23 protein-coding genes are annotated in these 19340 nt (G+C 66.6%); 9 read left to right on the top strand and 14 right to left on the bottom strand.

The window, feature by feature from the left end; all coding sequences use genetic code 11:
- Positions 1 to 46 precede the first annotated feature (46 nt).
- Genes lptB through DGN21_RS13820 form a run of 5 tightly spaced genes read right to left on the bottom strand, consistent with a single transcriptional unit; the run spans position 47 to position 3475 of the window.
- Positions 47 to 766 carry an LPS export ABC transporter ATP-binding protein gene (gene lptB, locus DGN21_RS13840; RefSeq protein ID WP_126965860.1) on the bottom strand — a complete coding sequence of 240 codons (720 nt, stop codon included), beginning with the start codon at positions 764 to 766 and terminating at the stop codon, positions 47 to 49.
- Complete coding sequence (gene lptA, locus DGN21_RS13835) at positions 766 to 1326, bottom strand: lipopolysaccharide transport periplasmic protein LptA (protein WP_102251576.1); 561 nt, start codon at positions 1324 to 1326, stop codon at positions 766 to 768. Before lptA ends, lptB begins: the two co-directional genes overlap by 1 nt.
- Positions 1304 to 1879 (bottom strand): LPS export ABC transporter periplasmic protein LptC, encoded by a 576-nt coding sequence (gene lptC, locus DGN21_RS13830; protein ID WP_039526175.1) that lies wholly within the window; start codon positions 1877 to 1879, stop codon positions 1304 to 1306. Before lptC ends, lptA begins: the two co-directional genes overlap by 23 nt.
- Positions 1876 to 2424 carry an HAD hydrolase family protein gene (locus DGN21_RS13825; protein WP_104569713.1) on the bottom strand — a complete coding sequence of 183 codons (549 nt, stop codon included), beginning with the start codon at positions 2422 to 2424 and terminating at the stop codon, positions 1876 to 1878. Before DGN21_RS13825 ends, lptC begins: the two co-directional genes overlap by 4 nt.
- Positions 2425 to 2473: 49 nt before the next feature.
- Positions 2474 to 3475 carry a KpsF/GutQ family sugar-phosphate isomerase gene (locus DGN21_RS13820; RefSeq protein ID WP_024938742.1) on the bottom strand — a complete coding sequence of 334 codons (1002 nt, stop codon included), beginning with the start codon at positions 3473 to 3475 and terminating at the stop codon, positions 2474 to 2476.
- Between the two features lie 53 nt (positions 3476 to 3528).
- On the opposite strand from DGN21_RS13820, the gene DGN21_RS13815 reads away from it, so the two are divergent.
- From DGN21_RS13815 to DGN21_RS13805, 3 genes are all read left to right on the top strand, one after another.
- On the top strand, positions 3529 to 3756 hold the full coding sequence (locus tag DGN21_RS13815) for a BolA family protein (protein WP_016905061.1): 228 nt from the start codon (positions 3529 to 3531) through the stop codon (positions 3754 to 3756).
- A gap of 119 nt (positions 3757 to 3875) precedes the next feature.
- Complete coding sequence (gene murA, locus DGN21_RS13810) at positions 3876 to 5150, top strand: UDP-N-acetylglucosamine 1-carboxyvinyltransferase (protein WP_039526178.1); 1275 nt, start codon at positions 3876 to 3878, stop codon at positions 5148 to 5150.
- On the top strand, positions 5147 to 5470 hold the full coding sequence (locus DGN21_RS13805; RefSeq protein WP_126965861.1) for an EF-hand domain-containing protein: 324 nt from the start codon (positions 5147 to 5149) through the stop codon (positions 5468 to 5470). Before murA ends, DGN21_RS13805 begins: the two co-directional genes overlap by 4 nt.
- Before the next feature lie 210 nt (positions 5471 to 5680).
- Here the strand turns inward: DGN21_RS13805 and DGN21_RS13800 are convergent, their stop codons facing one another.
- The 5 genes from DGN21_RS13800 to purM all read right to left on the bottom strand — a co-directional run bounded on the left by DGN21_RS13800 (position 5681) and on the right by purM (position 9545).
- On the bottom strand, positions 5681 to 6364 hold the full coding sequence (locus tag DGN21_RS13800) for a DUF3108 domain-containing protein (RefSeq protein ID WP_016904621.1): 684 nt from the start codon (positions 6362 to 6364) through the stop codon (positions 5681 to 5683).
- A gap of 3 nt (positions 6365 to 6367) precedes the next feature.
- A complete protein-coding gene (locus DGN21_RS13795) occupies positions 6368 to 7183 on the bottom strand; it encodes a DUF3108 domain-containing protein (RefSeq protein WP_126965862.1) in 816 nt (271 codons plus the stop codon).
- A gap of 65 nt (positions 7184 to 7248) precedes the next feature.
- Entirely contained in the window at positions 7249 to 7902 is a 654-nt protein-coding gene (purN, locus tag DGN21_RS13790; protein ID WP_126965863.1) for a phosphoribosylglycinamide formyltransferase, read from the bottom strand.
- 36 nt (positions 7903 to 7938) lie between these two features.
- Complete coding sequence (locus DGN21_RS13785; RefSeq protein ID WP_065032605.1) at positions 7939 to 8397, bottom strand: hypothetical protein; 459 nt, start codon at positions 8395 to 8397, stop codon at positions 7939 to 7941.
- A gap of 14 nt (positions 8398 to 8411) precedes the next feature.
- Positions 8412 to 9545, bottom strand: a complete 1134-nt coding sequence (gene purM, locus DGN21_RS13780; protein ID WP_179465435.1) for a phosphoribosylformylglycinamidine cyclo-ligase — start codon at positions 9543 to 9545, stop codon at positions 8412 to 8414.
- A gap of 22 nt (positions 9546 to 9567) precedes the next feature.
- On the opposite strand from purM, the gene DGN21_RS13775 reads away from it, so the two are divergent.
- Genes DGN21_RS13775 through hda form a run of 3 tightly spaced genes read left to right on the top strand, consistent with a single transcriptional unit; the run spans position 9568 to position 12550 of the window.
- Positions 9568 to 10680, top strand: a complete 1113-nt coding sequence (locus DGN21_RS13775; RefSeq protein ID WP_046343651.1) for a DUF2066 domain-containing protein — start codon at positions 9568 to 9570, stop codon at positions 10678 to 10680.
- Positions 10677 to 11843, top strand: a complete 1167-nt coding sequence (locus DGN21_RS13770; RefSeq protein ID WP_016904627.1) for an AI-2E family transporter — start codon at positions 10677 to 10679, stop codon at positions 11841 to 11843. Before DGN21_RS13775 ends, DGN21_RS13770 begins: the two co-directional genes overlap by 4 nt.
- Positions 11840 to 12550: a DnaA regulatory inactivator Hda gene (hda, locus tag DGN21_RS13765; protein ID WP_102581288.1), complete on the top strand. Its 711-nt coding sequence runs from the start codon at positions 11840 to 11842 to the stop codon at positions 12548 to 12550. Before DGN21_RS13770 ends, hda begins: the two co-directional genes overlap by 4 nt.
- A 381-nt stretch (positions 12551 to 12931) precedes the next feature.
- Here hda and murU read toward each other — a convergent pair whose 3' ends face one another.
- The 4 genes from murU to DGN21_RS13745 form a co-directional block, all read right to left on the bottom strand.
- The gene (gene murU, locus DGN21_RS13760) at positions 12932 to 13642 is read right to left on the bottom strand and encodes an N-acetylmuramate alpha-1-phosphate uridylyltransferase MurU (RefSeq protein WP_126965864.1); all 711 of its coding nucleotides are present in this window, start codon (positions 13640 to 13642) and stop codon (positions 12932 to 12934) included.
- The gene (locus tag DGN21_RS13755; protein ID WP_126965865.1) at positions 13639 to 14661 is read right to left on the bottom strand and encodes a phosphotransferase; all 1023 of its coding nucleotides are present in this window, start codon (positions 14659 to 14661) and stop codon (positions 13639 to 13641) included. Before DGN21_RS13755 ends, murU begins: the two co-directional genes overlap by 4 nt.
- Before the next feature lie 55 nt (positions 14662 to 14716).
- Positions 14717 to 14989: a GlsB/YeaQ/YmgE family stress response membrane protein gene (locus DGN21_RS13750; RefSeq protein WP_006452367.1), complete on the bottom strand. Its 273-nt coding sequence runs from the start codon at positions 14987 to 14989 to the stop codon at positions 14717 to 14719.
- A 169-nt stretch (positions 14990 to 15158) separates the two neighbouring features.
- Complete coding sequence (locus tag DGN21_RS13745) at positions 15159 to 16652, bottom strand: M20 family metallopeptidase (protein WP_126965866.1); 1494 nt, start codon at positions 16650 to 16652, stop codon at positions 15159 to 15161.
- 157 nt (positions 16653 to 16809) lie between these two features.
- Between DGN21_RS13745 and DGN21_RS13740 the strand changes: the two genes are divergently transcribed.
- From DGN21_RS13740 to DGN21_RS13730, 3 genes are all read left to right on the top strand, one after another.
- Positions 16810 to 17184 (top strand): helix-hairpin-helix domain-containing protein, encoded by a 375-nt coding sequence (locus tag DGN21_RS13740; RefSeq protein ID WP_308409822.1) that lies wholly within the window; start codon positions 16810 to 16812, stop codon positions 17182 to 17184.
- A 362-nt stretch (positions 17185 to 17546) separates the two neighbouring features.
- Entirely contained in the window at positions 17547 to 18383 is an 837-nt protein-coding gene (locus DGN21_RS13735; protein ID WP_215824951.1) for a HutD family protein, read from the top strand.
- Between the two features lie 152 nt (positions 18384 to 18535).
- Positions 18536 to 19201 (top strand): EF-hand domain-containing protein, encoded by a 666-nt coding sequence (locus DGN21_RS13730; protein WP_102251588.1) that lies wholly within the window; start codon positions 18536 to 18538, stop codon positions 19199 to 19201.
- Positions 19202 to 19340: the final 139 nt, after the last annotated feature.

Below are 19340 nucleotides of genomic sequence, written 5' to 3'. Positions count from 1 at the left end.
TTTCATGCGGGCACTGACTGGAAGAATCGATGGCGCGGCGACGCGCTCAAAGGCGGAAAGTTTCCCCCAGATACACGCGACGGACGTCGGGATTGGCTAGCAGCGCATCTGGTGCCCCCTGCGCCAGCACGCCCCCCTCGGCGAGAATATACGCGCGGTCGCAGATTCCCAAGGTTTCGCGCACGTTGTGATCGGTGATCAGCACGCCGATGCCGCGTTCCTTGAGGTGGATGATGATGCGCTGGATCTCGCCGACCGAAATCGGATCGACACCGGCAAAGGGTTCGTCGAGCAGCATCATGCGCGGCTTGGCCGCCAGCGCCCGCGCGATCTCGCAGCGCCGCCGCTCGCCGCCGGACAGGCTGGCGCCGAGCTGGTCGGCCACATGGGTGATCTGCAGTTCTTCCAGCAGCGAGATCAGTTCCTTCTCGCGGCCGGCGCCATCCAGCTCTTCGCGCAGCTCCAGCACCAGGCGGATGTTGTCGGCCACGGTGAGCTTGCGGAAGATCGACGGCTCCTGCGGCAGATAGCCGACACCGAGCTTGGCGCGGGCGTACATCGGTTCGGCGGTGAGGTCGCGGCCGTCCAGCTCGATACGCCCGGCATCGGCCTCGACCAGGCCGACGATCATGTAGAAGCAGGTGGTCTTGCCGGCACCGTTGGGGCCGAGCAGGCCGACCACCTCGCCGGCCTCGAGCGTGAGGCCGAATTCCTTGACCACTTCGCGTTGCTTGTACTTCTTGCGCAGACCGGTGGCGACCAGCATTACTTCTTCCCCTGCGGCTTGGCCGCGGGCTTGGCGGCCGGCGTCGCCGCAGGCGCTGCTGCGGCCGGCGCTGCGGTCTTGGGCTGGATGATCGTGCGCACGCGGCTGCCGTCGCCGCCGCTCTGCATATTGCCGGTCTTGGTGTTGTAGACCATGCGCTGGCCGGCGTTGGTGCCCTTGGGCGAGTCGACCTTGTAGTTGCCGGTCAGCACGATGACTTCGTTGGCGACCTGGTACTCGATGTTGTCGGCCTGGCCATTCATCATCGCGCCATCGTCCATCTGCTGCTTCAGCGTGGCCTGCTTGCCGGTCAGCACGACGCGGTCGGTCTGGCCGTTCTTCTGGAAGATGTCGGCGGTGTCGGCGTGGATTTCCAGCGTGCCCTGGGTGATCACCACATTGCCGCTGAAGCGGCACTTGCCGCTGTCGTCGAGCATGTTGCAATCGTTGGCATTGGAGTCGATCGCCATCGGCTGATTGCGGTCGCTGGTCTTGGCCATCGCAAGGGCGGGCAGCAGCAGCGCGGCAAACGCCAGTTTAGCGGGCAGCATTCGGTTCATAGCGGGTCTTGACCTGGGAAAGGAGCTTGTACTGGCGTGATTTGAGATCGGCCTCGAAGCCGACCCCGCTCTGCATGATACCCGGCCGGCTCATGCTCACCGGGGCCGCGGTCTTGGCGAGGTTCTGCTTCGGGAACACGTCCAGGCTCTGGGTGCGGAAGGTGGTCGGCGGGGTCGCGCCGCCGGTGGGGCTGTCGCCCTCGACATCGCCGCGCAGGCGCAGCTCGTCGCCCGTGGGGCTGATCCAGCCGGTCTTGGAGCGCAGCGTCCACGGTTGATTGGTGTTGTCAGGCAGCAGGAACACCGGGGTGGTGACCTCGGAAGTGCGATCGGCGCGGTTGCGATGCATCTCCGGCGCGCGCAGCGTCATCGATTCCTTGCCGGTTTCCTTGTCCAGCGCAATCAGTTCGAAATCGCGCAGCACGTAGTCGGCGCGCGCATCGTCCGTCGCTGCGGCGACGGGGCGCGCGCGCTGCTGCCACGCCGACCAGCCGGAGATCACCGCAGCGGCAAACAGCGCCACGCCCAGGGTGGTGCGCCAGTTCCAGCTCATGCGGAGAACCTTTCGATGATGCCCTCGACCTGACCCTGCGCGGCCAGCACCACATCGCAGACCTCGCGCGCGGCGCCTTCGCCGCCGCGTGCCTGGGTATGCCACTGCACGCGCTCGGCGATCCACGGGTGCGCATTGGCCGGTGCCACCGGCAGGCCGACCGCCAGCAGGGCCGGCAGGTCCGGCAGGTCGTCGCCCATGAACAACACCTGGTCCAGCGACAGGCCATGCTCCTGGCACAGGGCCAGCACTGCCAGGCGCTTGTTCTTGACCCCGATCTGCACGTGCAGGCCCAGATCCTGGCCGCGCTTTTCCGCCGACAGGCTGGCGCGCGCAGTGATCAGCGCGACATGGATGCCGGCATGGTCGAGCTGCTTGAGCCCCTGACCGTCGAGCACATTGAACGACTTGCTCTCGTTACCGGCATGGTCGTAATAAAGACGGCCGTCGGTCAGGGTGCCGTCGACGTCGAAACAGGCCAGGCGGATACGCGCAGCGCGGTCGGTGATGTCGGCGGGCAGGTGTTGCAGAGGGGAATAGGGCATCGGCACGAATCGGTGAGGACGGGGTTCCAACGGTAGAAAACTGAACCTGTTAAACCACTTTGGCGCGCAACAGGTCGTGAATGTTCAATGCGCCCACCGCGCGCTGCTGCGCGTCGACCACGATCAAACCGTTGATCTTGTAATCCTCCATCAGCCGTGCGGCTTCGGCGGCCAGCTGGTCTGCGCCGATGGTGCGCGGGTTGCGCGTCATCACCTGGGCAATGCCGGCGCTGCGCACGTCGATGTCGCTGTCCAGCGCACGGCGCAGGTCGCCGTCGGTGAACAGGCCGATCAGGCGCCCGTCCGCGTCCACCACGGCAGTCATGCCCAGCCGCTTGCGGCTCATTTCCATCAGCGCCTCGCTCAGGCTGGCGTCCTCGCGCACGCGCGGCAGGTCATCGCCGCTGTGCATCACGTCGGTGATGTGCAGCAGCAGGCGCCGGCCCAGGCTGCCGGCCGGGTGCGAGCGCGCAAAATCGTCGGCGGTGAAGCCGCGCGCGTCCAGCAGCGCCACGGCCAGCGCGTCGCCCATCGCCAGCGAGGCGGTGGTGCTGGAGGTGGGCGCCAGATGCAGCGGGCAGGCTTCGGCCGACACGCTCACGTCCAGGTGCACGTCGGCGGCCTGCGCCAGCGAGGAGTTCGGGCGCCCGGTCATGGCGATGATCGGGTTGCCCTGGCGCTTGAGCACCGGCAGCAGCATGCGCACCTCGTCCGATTCGCCGGAATAGGACAGCGCCAGCACGATGTCGGCCTCGGTGATCATGCCCAGGTCGCCGTGCCCGGCCTCGCCCGGATGCACGAAGAACGCCGGCGTGCCGGTGGAGGCCAGGGTGGCGGCGATCTTGCGCGCGATATGCCCGGACTTGCCCATGCCGGTGGCCACCACGCGCCCGCGCGAGGCCAGCACCAGCCGGCAGGCCGCGGCGAAGTCGCTGCCGATCCGCGCGCCCACGCTGGCCAGCGCCTCGCGCTCGATCTCGAGCACGCGCTGGCCGCTGGCGACTAGGCTGGCGTCGCTGACGGTGGCGGAGGGCAGGTGCGAGACGGCCATGCGGGACTCGGGTGAAGAGTAGAATGTGCGCTCATTTTATGAGGAAACGCCCTTTGGACGCCGAAACCATCCGTAAACTCATCGAATCCGGCTTGCCCGAAGCCCGCGTCGACGTGCACGGCGACGACGGCGTGCACTTCGAGGCGACCGTGATCAGCCCCGCATTCGCCGGCAAGGCCCCATTGGCGCGCCACCGCATGGTCTACGCGACCCTGGGCGAACTGATGGGCGGCGCGATCCACGCGCTGCAGCTCAAGACGCTGACGCCCGACGAAGGCTGAGCGTCAGCCGGGTCCTGGCCGGTCGGGCTGCGCCTGCGCCCCGACTGCCAGCGGCCCGGCCGGCTCCTGGCGACGCTTCCCATTCCCCCGACATCCCTTTTCGGATTCCCCAAGCTCCCATGGCAAAAATCGTAGTGACCGGCGGCCAAGCGCTGCACGGTGAGGTCAATATTTCCGGCGCCAAGAACGCGGTGCTGCCGATCCTGTGTGCGACCCTGCTGGCCGATGCGCCGGTGGAGATCAGCAACGTGCCGCATCTGCACGATGTGATCACCACGGTGAAACTGCTCAGCGAACTGGGCGCCGAGGTCACCATCGACGAAGGCACGCTGGCCAAGGGCCGCTCGATCCTGGTCGACCCGCGCTCGGTCACCCACCAGGTCGCGCCGTATGAGCTGGTCAAGACCATGCGCGCTTCGATCCTGGTGCTCGGCCCGCTGCTGGCGCGCTACGGCACCGCCGAGGTGTCGCTGCCCGGCGGCTGCGCGATCGGCTCACGCCCGGTCGATCAGCACATCAAGGGCCTGCAGGCGCTGGGTGCGGAGATCAGCGTGGAGAACGGCTACATCAAGGCCACCAGCAACGGGCGCCTGAAGGGCGGCCGCTACGTGTTCGATATGGTCAGCGTCACCGGCACCGAGAACGTGCTGATGGCCGCCGTGCTGGCCGAAGGCACCACCGTGCTGGAAAATGCGGCGATGGAGCCGGAAGTCACCGACCTGGCCGACTGCCTGATCGCACTCGGTGCGCAGATCGAAGGCGCCGGTACGCCGCGCATCGTGGTGCAGGGCGTGGAGCGCCTGGGCGGCGGACACCATGCGGTGCTGCCGGATCGCATCGAGACCGGCACCTTCCTGGTCGCCGCGGCGATGACCGGCGGCAGCGTCACCGTGCGCCGCGCCCGTCCGGACACCCTGGACGCGGTGCTGGACAAGCTCACCGAAGCCGGTGCCAGCATCACCACCACTGCCGACAGCATCACGCTGGACATGCACGGCAAGCGCCCGCGTGCGGTCAACCTGACCACTGCGCCGTATCCGGCGTTCCCCACCGACATGCAGGCGCAATTCATGGCGCTCAACTGCGTGGCCGACGGGGTGGGCGTGATCAACGAAACCATCTTCGAAAACCGCTTCATGCACGTCAACGAACTGCTGCGCCTGGGCGCGGATATCCAGGTCGAAGGCCATACCGCGATCGTGCGCGGCACCGAGCGCCTCAGCGGCGCGCCGGTGATGGCGACCGACCTGCGCGCGTCGGCATCGTTGATCCTGGCCGGCCTGGTCGCCGACGGCGACACCACCATCGATCGCATCTACCACCTGGACCGTGGCTACGAAAACATCGAGGAGAAGCTGGGGGCGCTGGGCGCGACCATCCGGCGCATCGCATGATCCTGCGCGGGCGCTTCACCACCCGGCGCAAGATCCTGCTCGGCGTGATCGTGCTGATCCTGGCGTGGCTGGCCTATGCCTGGTCGGTGGGCATGGCGATCACCCAGGGCGTCGAGTTCAAGGACATGGACTGGAACAACGACGGAACTGCCAGCCGCGACGAGATCGCGCAGTCGTTCTATGCAGTGGCGGTCAAGAAGACCGTCGAAGGCAAGCGCCATTGCGACCTGTTCTACTGGCGCAGCACCGGCGAGCAGATCCGCGTGGACTGCCGCACGGTGTTCTCCAGCGGCAACGACAAGGCGGCGGCCAAGTCCTGAGTCGAGCGTTTCTGCGTGCTGCGCAGCGTCCGCCGCACGCCGATCGGAAGGAAGAAGCCCGGCTCGCAGCCGGGCTCTTCATCGCTGTGGGAGGCAGGATGCCGGGAGAGCAAGTCCCATGCCCTGGTAGGAGCGTGCCCGCGCGCGACGGGGCGTTACCGATAAAGCCCCGTCGCGCGCAGGCACGCTCCTACCAGGCGTGCCTGGCGCTTAGCGCAGGCCCTTGATGGTCAGATCCAGCGCGTCCTGGCCTTTTTCCTTCTGCAGCAGGCGCGCCGGCACCGGCAGGTCCTTGACCACCCAGGCGATCAATTCCTTGTCGCCGTCGACGCGCGACACCTTGGTCGCCTGTTCCTGCTTACCGTTGACGGTGATGGTTTCCTTGCCGACCACCTTGTAGCTCATCGGCTTGATGCGGCCTTCGTCGACCATGCGGTAGTTCAGCGGCTTGCCGGCGGCCAGGTCGCGGGTAATGGCCAGGTTGATCAGCAGCGCATCCATGTCGCCGGGCTGCAACTTCACCGGGCCACGACGGTCCGGCTTGATGTCGCCGCCCCAGGTCGCCTGGCTGGTTTTCCAGTCGTAGTTGGCGGTGACGTTGCGGCGCTTGACCATCATCGACGAGGTGTCGTTGCTGCTGACCGGACGCAGTTGTCCGTTGCTCTCTTCGAACACCGTGCTCTGGGTCAGGTTGGCCAGCTGGTTCTGGATGGTGAGCGTATAGCGCCACTGATTGGCGCCGGCGGCGGCCAGGGTCATGGTGCCGTTGGCCTGCATGCCCATGTAGTTGGCCGAATAATCGGCCTGGAACGGCTGCATGGCGAACGCGGGCAGGCTGGCCACGGCCAGTGCGGCGGCGGCGATCAGCGAACAGGTGCGGGAAACAGTGTGCATGGGTCAGGCTCCTTGGTATTCGACCAGGCGTAGATCGACCTGATCCTCACCTTTGTCACGTTGCAGGATGCGCACCGGCGTGGGAACGCCGTTGGCGATCCAGAGGATGGTTTCGTTGTCGCCGCTGTTGACGCGGTACACGCGCAACGCGTCGTAGCTCAGGTCGCCGACCTGTACCACTTCGGTGGCATCGGCGACCTTGTAGTCGTACTTGCGCACCCGGCCGACATCGACGTAGCGATAGCTCAGGCTGCGTCCGGGTTGCGCGTCGCGCATCAGCGACAGGTTCAGCGACAGCGCGCTCTGGTCGCCGCGCTGCAGGGGAATCGCCTGCTGGCGCTCCTTCTTCAAATCGCCGTCCCACTGGGCGCTGGCGGTCTGCCAGTTGTAGACGCCGGTGACCTTCTTGCCGAAGAACATTGCCTTGCGCACCGTGCTCTGGCTCAACGGCACATAGGTGTCGCCATCGACACGGAAGACCGTGCTCTGTTCCAGATTGAGTCCCAGGATGCTGGCAAAGCCCTTGCGGCCGCGCACCGACATGTCGATACGCCACTGGCTGCCTTCGCCGTTGCTGACCTGCATGGTGGCATCGCCGGCTTCCTTGCCGCGGTAGAACGCCTGGTAGGTGGCCACGAAGGGTTGCAGTGGCGGCGGCGTCCAGGTGCTGGCAGGCAGGGCCGCTGCAGAGGCCGGCGCCGCAGCTGGAGCAGGGGCCGCTGGCGCAGGCACGGCAGGCGCCTGTTGCGCACGGCCGGCACCGGCCGGGGCGAGCAGGGCAGTGGTCAACAGCGCGGTCGCGATCGGGAGGAGTTTCATGCGCTGGGAGGGAGGCACGGGGCCGCCAGGATGTCCAAGACAGGATGAGGAGGGCGTATCCGCATTCAGACGAGTGCGGTGTCAGCGGACTCTAGTCGCAGTGGCGTAAACAGGCACTGACCGTCGATATGGACGCCATCGCCACGCACCTCCACACGCCCGCTGGCGAGCAGGTCCAGCGTGGCCAGCAGCAGCGGGTGTTCGCGCGCCAGCACGCGAGCGGCCAGCTGCTCGGCGCTGTCGTCGGGCAGCACCGGCACGTGCGCCTGCGCGATCACCGTGCCGGCATCCAGCTCCGGCACCACCAGGTGCACGCTGGCGCCATGTTCGGTATCGCCGGCTTCCAGTGCGCGGGCATGGGTATGCAGGCCGCGATATTTAGGTAGCAGCGAGGGGTGGATGTTGAGCATGCGCCCGGCGAAGCGACGCACCAGCGGTTCGCCGAGGATGCGCATGTAGCCGGCGCAGATCACCCAGTCCGGCTGCGCGGCGGCGATTGCATCGCCCAGCGCAGCGTCGAAGGCCGCACGGTCGGCGAAGTCGCGCGGGCTGGCGCTCCAGCGCAATGCCTCATCGACCTTGTGCAGTGCCGGCGCCTGCGGGCGATCGGAAAACACGCCGACGACCTCGGCCGGCAGCCGGCCGCTGCCGATGGCATCGAGGATGGCCTGCAGGTTGCTGCCACGGCCGGAGGCCAGGACGGCCAGACGCAGGCTCATGGGGCTGGATTCGCTGAAGTCATGGGGCAGGGCGCGTCACGCGGCGGTGGCGGTCGGCGCGAACAAGGCCTTGACCTGTGGGCGCAGCAGCACCACCAGCGTAAACACGCCGACGACGGTACCGAACGGCATGAAGGAGCAGGAAATGCCGGCCACGATCAGGCACAGCAGATGCCGTCTGCGCTGGGCGATGCAGCGGCCCGCGTAGGCCATGAACGCCGCCAGCGTCAGGCCGCAGCCAATGAACACAGCCGCGAACACCACGAAGAACCAGCCGAACAATCGCGGATCCATCGATGGTGCGTCCGCATTGGCATGTGTCATGGGCAGGTGCCCGGTGATGATTGCAATGCCCATGAACAGATGGATCAACGGGAAAAGCGAAAACAGCGCAGTGATCGCGGCCAGCACATAGTGAAAGACCGACAGCAGTTTCAGGTGCTGGAGATCGTCAGCGCTGGCCGATGCCGGCAGTGCGCGCGGGGAAGCGTCCATGCAGCTCTCCTCGATCAACCGATCCGCACGCGCTCGTCGCCCTGTGCCGGGACCACCTGGCCGATGCGCCAATGCGCCAGCGACTGCGCATCCAGCGCCTGTTCCAGCGCGGCAGCCTGCTCGGGGGCGGCGATCAGCACGAAGCCGATGCCGCAGTTGAAGGTGCGCCACATTTCGGCATCGGCCACCGCGCCTTCGCGCTGCAGCCAGGCGAACACCGGCGGCAGCGTCCAGGCCTTGGCGTCGATGTCCAGGCCCAGGCCGTCGGGGATTACCCGAATGATGTTTTCGGTCAGCCCGCCGCCGGTGATGTGCGCCATGGCGTGGATGCTGTCGCCCTGCGACTTGAGCAGCGCCAGGATCGGCTTGACGTACAGCGCGGTCGGCGCCATCAGCGCATCGATCAGCTTGACGCCGTCGTCCAGCACCAGCTCGGCCGGTGAGCCGGCACGTTCGTAGATCTTGCGGATCAGTGAGTAGCCATTGGAATGCGGGCCGGACGAGGCGATGCCGATCAACACATCGCCCGCGCGCACCTGCGCGCCGTCCAGCAGCTGTGATTTTTCCACCGCGCCGACGGTGAAGCCGGCCAGGTCGTACTCGCCCGGCGGATACATGTCGGGCATCTCGGCGGTTTCGCCGCCGATCAGGGCGCAGCCGGACAGCTCGCAGCCACGCGCGATGCCGCCGACCACCGCCGCGGCGGTGTCCACGTCCAGCTTGCCGGTGGCGAAATAATCCAGGAAGAACAACGGCTCGGCGCCCTGCACCAGCACGTCGTTGACGCACATGCCGACCAGGTCGATGCCGATGGTGTCGTGCCGGCCCAGCTGCTGCGCCAGCTTGAGCTTGGTGCCGACGCCGTCGGTGCCGGACACCAGCACCGGCTCCCGGTACTTGCCGGACAGGTCGAACAAGGCGCCAAAACCACCCAGGCCGCCCATCACCTCCGGCCGGAAGCTGCGCTTGACCAGCGGCTTGATGCGTTCGACCAATGCATTGCCGGCATCGATGTCGACACCTGCCTCACGGTAGGTCATGGGCGAGGGATTGGAAGGCGTTGGGCTGGTCACGGGCGGGGAGGGCTCGGCTGTAAAGGCGGCGATTTTAGCAGCCACGTTGGCGCTGGCGTCCCATTCGGGCAACAATTCACCCGGATACGCTTACGTCATGGAACCGTCGATGCGCCGCAGTCTCGCTTTCTTTCTCGCCCTCGTGGTCGCCATGCCCCTCGCGCCAGCCTTTGCGCAGGCCGATCTACGCACCGAAGGCGACGTCGCCAAGGCGCAAAGTGCCTACGAGGCCGAAGTGCCGGTCAACAGCCAGAGCGAGTCCGATCGCCCCGGTGCGCTGGCGCGCGCGCTCGGTGCGGTGCTGGGCAAGGTGTCCGGCGACCGCGGCGTGATGAGCCGCCCCGGCGTCTCGCAGGCATTGCGCGGCGCGCCGGGCTATGTCGAAAACTACGACTACCGTCAGGACCAGGGCACCTCGCGCACCGGCGCGCCGACCTTTCGCACCGTGCTGGTGGCGCGCTTCCGGCAATCGGACGTGGATGGCCTGATCGCCGCACTGGGCCTGCCGGTGTGGCCGCTGCCGCGGCCCAAGCCGGTGCTGTGGCTGGCCATCGACGACGGCAGCGGCCCGCGCCTGGTCGGCGTGGGCCAGGCCAATGCCGCGCGCAGCGTGCTGGACCGGGCGATCGAGCGCGGCTACCGGCTCGGCCTGCCCGGCGGTGCGGCCGCCGAGCAGGTGCTGGCCGGCGCGATCTGGCGCAAGGACACCGCCACGGTGGCACGCGCATCGGCCAAGTACAGCCCGCCGATGCAGTTGATCGGCAAGCTCTACCGCAACGACGCCGGCTGGACCGCCGACTGGGTCTTCGTCGACAACGGCAACGTGCTGTCCAGCTGGACCAGCAGCGACGCCGACGCGCGTCGCGCGATGGCTGCCGGTGCCGACGGCGCGGCCGATGCGCTGGTCAAGCGCTACGCCAAGCGGGTGGATTCGGGGGTGCCCGGGGTTTACCGCGCGGTGATCACCGGGATCGGCAGCGCCGACGATTACCTGCGCGTCTCTGCCGCACTGCAAGGTGTTTCGGTGGTGCGCAGCATCCGCCCGGTCAGCGCCAATGGCGACCGCATGGAAGTGGACCTGGAATTGCTCACGGGCATTTCCGGCCTCAACCGTATGCTCGGCGACAACAGCCCGTTGGTGCCCGTGTCGGTGCCGACCGAGGGCCCGATCATTCTCGAAAACGAGCACGCCGAGTACCGCCTGAAATGACTTTGACTCCCGAAGCCGAGATCGCCCTGTTTCTGCGTCGCCTGAAATGGGTGGCGGTGACTGTCGGCGTGCTGTGGGTGGTATCGCTGCTGTCGCCGATCCTGACGCCGTTCGTGCTGGCGCTGCTGCTGGCCTGGCTGGGCGACCCGCTGGTGGACCGTATCGAGCGCGCCGGCCGCTCCCGCAACATCGCGGTGGTGCTTGTATTCGTGCTGGCACTGCTGCTGTTCGTGCTGGCGCTGATGATCCTGGTGCCGATGATCGAGCGCCAGATCATGACTCTGATCGACGCGCTGCCGCAGATGCGTGCCTGGGCGATCAGTACCGCGATCCCGTGGCTGGAAGCCAAGACCGGCGTGGAGCTGATGGGCTGGCTGGACCCGGAACGTCTGATCGACTGGATCCGCAGCCACTGGGAGCAGGCCGGTGGCGCCGCCAAGACCTTCTTCGGCTACGTGCAGCGGTCGGGCTTTGCGATGGTGACCTGGGTGATCAACCTGGCGTTGCTGCCGATCCTGGCGTTCTATTTCCTGCGCGACTGGGACCGCCTGGTCGAGCGTGTGGCCGCGGTCATTCCGCGCGCCTACATCGGCACCGTGAGCCGGCTGGCGCAGGAATCCAACGACGTGCTGGGTGGCTTCATCCGTGGCCAGTTCCTGGTGATGCTGGCGCTGGGGGCGATCTATGCCGCCGGCCTGTCCATCATCGGGCTCAATCTGGGCCTGTTGATCGGCATCATTGCCGGCCTGATCAGCTTCATTCCGTATCTGGGCGCCACCACCGGCATCGTGCTCGCCCTGCTGGCGGCGGTGGTGCAGGCGCAGGGTTTCGACCTGAAGCTGCTGATCGGCGTCGGCGTGGTGTTCACCGTCGGCCAGCTGCTGGAAAGCTATGTGCTGACGCCGCGCATCGTCGGCGACAAGATCGGCCTGCATCCGGTGGCGGTGATCTTCGCGGTGATGGCGGGCGGCCAGTTGTTCGGCTTCCTCGGCATGCTGCTGGCGCTGCCGGTGGCGGCGGTGGCCAATGTGCTGCTGCGCTATGCGCATGAGCAGTACACGCGCAGCGATCTGTATGCGGGCGAACGTGCCGGCATCGTGCTGCAGTCCACCAACGAGCGCAGCGTGATCATCGACCCAGGCAAGGACACCGATCGGCTGTGAGCGTTCCGCAGTTGCCACTGGCGCTACGCGCGCCGCCCGATCAGCGATTCGATAGTTACATCGCTGCGCCCGACGGCCTGCTGTCGCAACTGCAGGCGTTGGCGGTCGGGCAGGTGAGCGACTGGCTGTATCTGGCCGGCCCCGCCGGCACCGGCAAGACGCATCTGGCGTTGTCGGTGTGCGCGGCCGCCGAGCAGGCCGGACGCGCCCCGGCGTACCTGCCTCTGCACGCCGCCACTGGCCGGCTGCGCGACGCGTTGGAAGCGCTGGAAGGGCGCAGCCTGGTCGCACTGGACGGCGTGGAAAGCATTGCCGGGCAGCGCGACGACGAAGTGGCGCTGTTCGATTTCCACAACCGCGCGCGCGCTGCCGGCACCACCTTGCTGTACACCGCGCGGCACATGCCCGACGGCCTGGCCTTGGTGTTGCCGGATCTGCGCTCGCGGCTGTCGCAATGCATCCGCATCAGCCTGCCCGTGCTCGACGACGCAGGGCGCGCGGCGGTGTTGCGCGATCGTGCGCAACGGCGCGGACTGGCACTGGACGAGGCGGCAATCGACTGGCTGCTGACCCATAGCGAACGCGAACTGGCAGGACTGGTGGCATTGCTGGACCGGCTGGATCGCGAATCGCTGGCTGCCAAGCGCCGCATCACCGTGCCGTTCCTGCGGCGGGTGCTGGAGGATCGCGGCTCTTCGAGCGGCTGACGTAAGTAGTGCGCTCAGCGCTAGGTAGGCGCAGGTTGCTTCGCGCTTCTCATCTGCACATCTATCGCAGTGTCCAGGCATTCGAGGCACATCGCCTGAAGCTTGCAGAGCGGCCGATCTGCGGGTTGGCTGCAGGGCCCTTGTCCGCCCACCATCGCAGGACACGCCGCAAGTACGTCCTTGTGGGCTCTGGCGCGGCATCCATGCCGCTCAAGGTCCCGCGACGGTAGGCGGGCAAGGACCTGTCGGGATGGTCGGTGCGCATGGACAAGAGCAGGAGCGGCGCCGGCGGTTTGGCTGCAAGTCCGTCGAGATGGTCGGTGTTTGGGGTTCGAGCAATGCGCGACGCGCGGCCAGGCATTTGCAGCGGCGTGGTTGCGATCAGCCGCCGTCGCGCAGCAACCGGGCATCCAGCTCCGCCAATCGCTGCGGCGTGCCGACATCGGTCCAGCGCCCGGCGTGGTGGATGCCATCGATCAGGCCTGCTGCCATTTGCGCGCGCAGGATCGGCGCCAGCGCGAAGCGCGGCGCGGTGCCGGGGTGCTCCGGGAGCTGGCCGATGACCGACTGCCAATCGCGCAGCAACGCCGGTCGATACATGCCGATGCCGGCGTAGGTCAGCGTCGCGGGCAGATCTGCGCGCACCTTGCCATCGGCATCCAGCGCAAAGTCTGCGTGCGCGGCATAGGCGGGTTGATCGACCAGCACCAACTGCGCCAGGCCCGCCGGTGCGGCCGACAGCCGCGCAAAATCGAAATCGGTCCAGATATCGCCGTTGACCAGCAGAAACGGGGCCTCGCCCAGCAACGGCAACGCATGCAGCATGCCGCCGCCGGTTTCCAGCGGGGTGGCGCCCTCGAAGGAGTACGTCAGCCGCAGCCCGAACGCGCTGCCATCGCCCAGTCCCTGTGGAAGCTGCTCGGCCAGCCACGAGGTATTGATCACCACCTCGTCCACGCCCAGCGCGGCCAGCTTGCGCAGATGCCAGACGATCAGCGGTGTGCCGCCGACCGACAGCAGGGGCTTGGGCGTGCGCTCGGTCAACGGACGCATGCGCTCGCCGAAACCGGCGGCGAAGATCAGTGCCTTCATGCGCCGGCCTGCGCGGAGCGTGCCGCCAGGGCAGGTTTGACCAGGTCTTCCAGCAGGCCGATCAGCGGCGCAAGCTCGGGATGACGCGGCAACACTTCGTCCAGATAGACAATGAAACGCGGCACGTTATCCAGATACCAGTGCTTGCCGTCGCGATGGCTCAGGCGCGAGAAGATGCCGAGATTCTTCAGGTGCCGCTGCACGCCCATCCAGTCCGCATCGCGCAGGAATTGCGCCAGCGGCGGCACCGGTAATCCAGCCGCTGCGGCACGCGCGTGGTAGCGCTCCAGCCAGCCATCCACGCGCGCCAGCGGCCAACTCACCGAGGTGTCCTTGAACAGACTGATCGGGTCGTAGGCGATCGGCCCGATCACGCAATCCTGGAAGTCGAGCACCGCCGGCCCGTCGCCGACCGGCATCAGATTGCGCGGCATGAAATCGCGGTGGGTAAAGGCGCGCGGCTGCGCCAGTGCGTTGTCCATCAAGCGGCGCTGCACCAACTGCAGTTGTTCGGCTTGGCCGCAATCCAGCTGCAGGCCCAGGTGGCGACCAAGAAACCATTCTTCGAACAGGCCTGCATCGCGTTGCAGCAGCGCCTCGCCGAACACGCCGCTGTCAGCAGGCGGCGCAATGCGCTGCAGCAGCAGCAACTGGCTGATCGCAGCATCCAGCAACGCGTCGGCATTGGCGTCGGTCAGCACCTGCGCCAGGGTCGGCACGCCCAGGTCTTCCAGCAGCAGGAAGCCTGTTTCAAGATCCTGCGCAAGCACCTGCGGCACCCGCACGCCGTGGGTGCCGAGCAGGGCGTGCATGCGCAACCAGGGCGCCACGTTTTCCAATGCAGGTGGCGCATCCATCAGGATGCGGTCCACGCCGCGTCCTTGGGTACGCCAGTAACTGCGGAATCCCGCATCGACCGAGGCACGCTGCAGCGTGACCTCAGGGTCGTTCAACGCCTGCCGCGCCCATTGCAGACGAAGCGCAGCGCGCGCGGTATCGGGAGTCAACGATGACGTCATGTGTGAATGCTGTGTCGTGAAGTGAGGCGCCAGGTCGGCAGCCACGCCGGGTCGATCAACGCTTGCTGCCACTGAACAGCCGCAGCAGCGCCAGGATCGCGATCGCACCCAGCAACGCACCGAGGAAACCGGCCGGTTCGCCAGCGTGGTACCAGCCCATGTAGCGGCCGAACCAACTGGCCACCACTGCACCGGCGATGCCCAGCACGATGGTCAGCAGGCAACCCAGTCGCTGCGTGCCGGGCGTGATGAAACGCGCCAGCAGCCCGACCACGAAGCCGACCAGAATGATGTAAAGCCAGCTGTCGCTACCGAAGAGATTGTTCATCGCAGGCACCGAGGGAAGTGGGAGCGGCAGACTAGCATTCGCCGCCGCGGCAACCACATGTGCAGCGCCGATTGCCGCGACGGTGTTGGGGCTGCGTCCATGCGCATGCCGCAGCGCACGGCAATGCCACTGGGCCGCCCCGGCATGGGCGGGGCGGTCCAGGGGTCAATCAGCAGCAGCCATGCCCACCATGACGGGTGCCGCTGTCGGCCGCCACCGGCGAGCCGCTGGTCTCGCCGCGCAGGCAGGCGGCGTGGTGCTCGGCGATCACCTTGGACACGCAGGCCGTGACCCGCTTGCCCATCGGGATATGCAGGAACTCGTTGGGGCCATGCGCATTGGAATGCGGGCCGAGCACGCCGGTGATCATGAACTGCGCGCCGGGGAACTTCTCGCCCAGCATGCCCATGAACGGGATCGAGCCGCCTTCGCCCATGTACATCGCCGGCTTGTCGAAGAACGCCAGGCTGGCGTCGTCGATGGCTTTTGCCAGCCATGGCGCCATCTCGGGCGCATTCCAGCCCGATGAGGCCTTTTCCAGTTCCAGGGTCACCTGTGCGCCGTTGGGTGGGTCGCGCAGCAAGGCCTCTTTCAGCAGTTCGCCACAGGCCTTGCCGTCGGCGGTCGGCGGCAGGCGCAGCGACAGCTTCACCGCGGTCTGCGGACGCAGCACGTTGCCGGCCGACGCCAGCGGCGGCATGCCATCCACACCGGTGATCGACAGCGCCGGGCGCCAGGTGCGGTTCAACACCAGCTCGGTGAGGTCGTCGTGCATCGGCACCAGGCCCTCGACCATCGGGAATTTGTCGAAGATGGCGCTATCCAGCGTCGCCGCCGCGGCCTTGGCCTGCGCCAGCCGTTCGGCCGGCACCTGCACATGCAATCCCTCCAGCAGGATGCGGCCGCTGGCTTCGTCCTCGATCCGCGACAGCAACTGGCGCAGCAGGCGGAAGCTGGACGGCACCACGCCGGAGGCATCGCCCGAATGCACGCCTTCCTCCAGCACCTTCACGCTCAGGTTGCCGCCGGTCAGCCCGCGCAGCGAGGTGGTGCACCACAGCTGCTCATAGTTGCCGCAGCCCGAATCCAGGCACACTACCAGCGATGGCTTGCCGATGCGTGCGGCCAGATGGTCGACGTAGGCCGGCAGGTCGTAGCTGCCGGATTCCTCGCAGGCCTCGATCAGCACCACGCAGCGCGCATGCGGCAGGCCCTGGGTGCGCAGCGCCAGTACCGCCGCCAGCGAACCGAAGATCGCGTAACCATCGTCGGCGCCACCGCGGCCGTACAGCTTGTCGTCGCGCAGCACCGGCTCCCATGGGCCGAGGTCCGCATCCCAGCCGGTCATTTCCGGCTGCTTGTCCAGGTGGCCGTACAGCAGCACGGTATCGTCGCCCGATTCGGCACCGGTTGCCGGAATCTCGATGAAGATCAACGGCGTGCGGCCTTCCAGGCGCACCACCTCGACCTGCATGCCCTCGATGGCCTGCGCGCGCGCCCAGGTTTCCATCAGGGTGACCGCCTGCTCCATGTAGCCGTGCGCGACCCAATCGGCGTCGAACATCGGCGATTTATTGGGGATGCGAATGTAATCGACCAATTGCGGGACGATCTCGCGGTCCCAGGTGTCGCTGATGAATTGGTCGATCTTGGCGCTGTCCATGGAGGCTCCGAATACGTGACGTAATGGCACATTCTACGCCCGTGCCTGGGGGTAGGTATTTCCCTACAAGGCGGCGCGCAGTTCACCGGCTGTGTGAAAAGTTCGTTGGCGATAGGATTGCTGCATGTGGCGCGGGACACTGGCTCGGCCGGCAGGAATGCTGGCTAGGACCATCACCCAAGCCACAAGGAGCGTTGCAATGAAGTCATTTACCGTAGCCCTGAAGTCCCTGCTACTGGTGTTGCTGTTGTCCTCGAATGCGTATGCACTCGACAAGGTCGATATCAACACCGCGTCTGCTGAGGAATTGGACAAGGTGCTGACGAACGTCGGGCGATCAAAAGCCGAGGCAATCGTCGAGCACCGACAGGCAAACGGTCCCTTCAAGAGTGCCGAGGAACTGGCACTGGTCAAGGGCATCGGACTCAAGACGGTCGAACGGAATCGAGACCTGATCGAAGTGGGAGCCACGATGGCTCCCGCCAAGAAGGCTGCCAAGGGGGCGGCGGTGAAACCGGTGGGACGGCGTTAACGGGAAAGGATCCGAGATACGGTTCGACGCGAGGATGCGTGGCCGCAACCTAACTGGACAGGATGTCTGGGGGATGGCTGGAAGCCGACAAGGACGTGGAATCGCCCGGTGTTGCACTTGGATGTGCAGCCGGGCGTTTTTCGTTTTGGGTCCGCGTGGGTTGCGAGCGCACGCAAGCGTCTGCGACTGCAGGAAAGAGGCAGTCACAGCATGAAGCGCCGGTTACATCGTGAGGCGTCAATCGTTTTGTAGCTGTCGGCCCCATCCTCGAGTTTGAGGCTAGGTAGCAAGCCTGAGGGTCGGCAGCAGGCTTAAGTCACAGCATGACTGCCCGGGCGCCGCGCTTGCGGCACAATGCGCCCATGCAGCTGACAGACCTGAGCAGCCGGGTGATTCCGGCCACCGAGTACCGCCGTGAGCGGTGGCGCAATCAACTGGGCTGGACGCGCGAGATCCTGCGCCTCGGCGACGCCGATGCGTGGTCGCTACGCCTGTCGATCGCAGAGATCGAGCAGGACGCGGCGTTTTCCGCATTCCCGGGCATTGATCGCGAGCTGGTGCTGTTGCAAGGCAATGGCATGCGGCTGCAGTTTGGCGATGCTGCCAGCGGTATGGGCAGCGACGCCAGCACCAGCACCGACAACGACAACGACAACCGCACCGGCACCGACACCCGCACAGGCACAGGCACAGGCACAGGCACCGGTGCAGGCATTGGCATCGGCACGGCTACTAGCGGCGGTGTCAGCAAAAGCGATAGCGGCAGTGGCAATGAGGGCAGTGGCTCTGATCACGGCGGCCATGACGTCGGCACCAATGGCCGTACCGACGCCCCTGGCAGCAGTCATCGCAGCTGCGAGTTGCTGCCGCCGCACCAGCGCGTCCGATTTGCAGGCGAGGAAACGGTACATGCCACGCTGCTCGACGGGCCGACCCAGGATTTCAACCTGATGTGGCGGCGCGATCGGCTGCAGACCGAACTGCTGCACCGGCCGCTGGTCGGCACCATGCTGTTTTTCGCCGACCCGCGCAGCGCCTGGGCGATCCACCTGCTGGCAGGCCAGGCCAGCTTCGGGCGCGAGAGTGGCCTGCCACCGCTGGCTGCCGGCGATACTGCGTGGCTGAGCGCCTCCACACGCACGCGCCATGTGCTCGACGGCGGCGGCGAGCTGCTGGCGATCCGGGTGAGCCCGGTCTAGGGCCTTTCACGTATCTGCGAGCAGGGCGCGCCTCCTGGCACGCGCCCGGATGCATTCGTGTCAACGCAGACAAGCGACGGCATCGCTGTGCCACCTGGCTAGGGAACAGTGCAGGCGCCGGGAGTGGTTCCGGCAATTCCAGGGGGAAACCAATGAGTACCATCAGCTCGGTCGGAGCCGGCTATGCCGCCTACACGTCCTATGCAAGCCGCAGTGCGACCACCGGCAACGCCGCATCCGCCGCACAGGCGGAAAAAACCAATCCGCTGACGCAGTTGTTCAAATCCATCGATAGCGACAGCGATGGCAGCCTGACCGCGTCCGAGCTATCGACCGCGCTGTCGTCCAATAGCGATGACGACAGCAAGATCGACATCGACGGGCTGCTGAGCATGCTCGATCAGGATGGTGGCGGCACCGTCAGCGAGAGCGAACTGGCGCAGGCCTTGCCGCCGCCTCCGCCACCGCCGGGTGAGCAAGGACAGGATGTGCAGTCGTTGTTTGCCGGCCTGGACAGCGATGGCGACGACAGTGTCAGCAGCGGTGAATTGAGCACGCTGGTCAATGGCGACAGTGCGTCGAGCACGCAGCTGCTGGACCTGCTCGACAGCGACAAGAGCGGGGCGCTGAGTCTGCAGGAACTGCAGGAGGCGATGCAGCCACGCGATCCGCCGCCGCGACCGCCGTCATCGGCCGATGCATCCAGCAGCGACGGCACACAGCAGGCCTATGCAGCGTTGATGCAGATGGCCGTGGGGCAGTACCGCAGCATTGGCGGCAGCGCGACAACGAGCAATCTGGTCGATCTGGCAGCGTAATGCGGTGATCGAGAGAGAATGGGGAAGCCGGAGCGCGGTCCTGGATCAGCCGGTGCGTCTAGCGCGCAGCCACCGCAAGCAGGGATGTTGCGGATTTCAGCAGCAGACGCGCTGTGAGTATCTGCGTAATCGCTTTGTT

The organism is Xanthomonas sp. MLO165 (genome assembly GCF_018831305.1).
Lineage (GTDB): Bacteria > Pseudomonadota > Gammaproteobacteria > Xanthomonadales > Xanthomonadaceae > Xanthomonas > Xanthomonas arboricola.
Note: the sequence above shows the minus strand (reverse complement) of the source record. Positions and strands in the feature narration are given on the sequence as shown.

What these genes read in the sequence shown, in the direction of transcription:
- lptB (WP_126965860.1), bottom strand. Translation starts at nt 766, where the DNA reads ATGCTGGTCGCCACCGGTCTGCGCAAGAAGTACAAGCAACGCGAAGTG.
- lptA (WP_102251576.1), bottom strand. Translation starts at nt 1,326, where the DNA reads ATGAACCGAATGCTGCCCGCTAAACTGGCGTTTGCCGCGCTGCTGCTG.
- lptC (WP_039526175.1), bottom strand. Translation starts at nt 1,879, where the DNA reads ATGAGCTGGAACTGGCGCACCACCCTGGGCGTGGCGCTGTTTGCCGCT.
- DGN21_RS13825 (WP_104569713.1), bottom strand. Translation starts at nt 2,424, where the DNA reads ATGCCCTATTCCCCTCTGCAACACCTGCCCGCCGACATCACCGACCGC.
- DGN21_RS13820 (WP_024938742.1), bottom strand. Translation starts at nt 3,475, where the DNA reads ATGGCCGTCTCGCACCTGCCCTCCGCCACCGTCAGCGACGCCAGCCTA.
- murA (WP_039526178.1), top strand. Translation starts at nt 3,876, where the DNA reads ATGGCAAAAATCGTAGTGACCGGCGGCCAAGCGCTGCACGGTGAGGTC.
- DGN21_RS13805 (WP_126965861.1), top strand. Translation starts at nt 5,147, where the DNA reads ATGATCCTGCGCGGGCGCTTCACCACCCGGCGCAAGATCCTGCTCGGC.
- DGN21_RS13800 (WP_016904621.1), bottom strand. Translation starts at nt 6,364, where the DNA reads ATGCACACTGTTTCCCGCACCTGTTCGCTGATCGCCGCCGCCGCACTG.
- DGN21_RS13795 (WP_126965862.1), bottom strand. Translation starts at nt 7,183, where the DNA reads ATGAAACTCCTCCCGATCGCGACCGCGCTGTTGACCACTGCCCTGCTC.
- purN (WP_126965863.1), bottom strand. Translation starts at nt 7,902, where the DNA reads ATGAGCCTGCGTCTGGCCGTCCTGGCCTCCGGCCGTGGCAGCAACCTG.
- DGN21_RS13785 (WP_065032605.1), bottom strand. Translation starts at nt 8,397, where the DNA reads ATGGACGCTTCCCCGCGCGCACTGCCGGCATCGGCCAGCGCTGACGAT.
- DGN21_RS13775 (WP_046343651.1), top strand. Translation starts at nt 9,568, where the DNA reads ATGGAACCGTCGATGCGCCGCAGTCTCGCTTTCTTTCTCGCCCTCGTG.
- DGN21_RS13770 (WP_016904627.1), top strand. Translation starts at nt 10,677, where the DNA reads ATGACTTTGACTCCCGAAGCCGAGATCGCCCTGTTTCTGCGTCGCCTG.
- murU (WP_126965864.1), bottom strand. Translation starts at nt 13,642, where the DNA reads ATGAAGGCACTGATCTTCGCCGCCGGTTTCGGCGAGCGCATGCGTCCG.
- DGN21_RS13755 (WP_126965865.1), bottom strand. Translation starts at nt 14,661, where the DNA reads ATGACGTCATCGTTGACTCCCGATACCGCGCGCGCTGCGCTTCGTCTG.
- DGN21_RS13750 (WP_006452367.1), bottom strand. Translation starts at nt 14,989, where the DNA reads ATGAACAATCTCTTCGGTAGCGACAGCTGGCTTTACATCATTCTGGTC.
- DGN21_RS13745 (WP_126965866.1), bottom strand. Translation starts at nt 16,652, where the DNA reads ATGGACAGCGCCAAGATCGACCAATTCATCAGCGACACCTGGGACCGC.
- DGN21_RS13740 (WP_308409822.1), top strand. Translation starts at nt 16,810, where the DNA reads ATGCTGGCTAGGACCATCACCCAAGCCACAAGGAGCGTTGCAATGAAG.
- DGN21_RS13735 (WP_215824951.1), top strand. Translation starts at nt 17,547, where the DNA reads ATGCAGCTGACAGACCTGAGCAGCCGGGTGATTCCGGCCACCGAGTAC.
- DGN21_RS13730 (WP_102251588.1), top strand. Translation starts at nt 18,536, where the DNA reads ATGAGTACCATCAGCTCGGTCGGAGCCGGCTATGCCGCCTACACGTCC.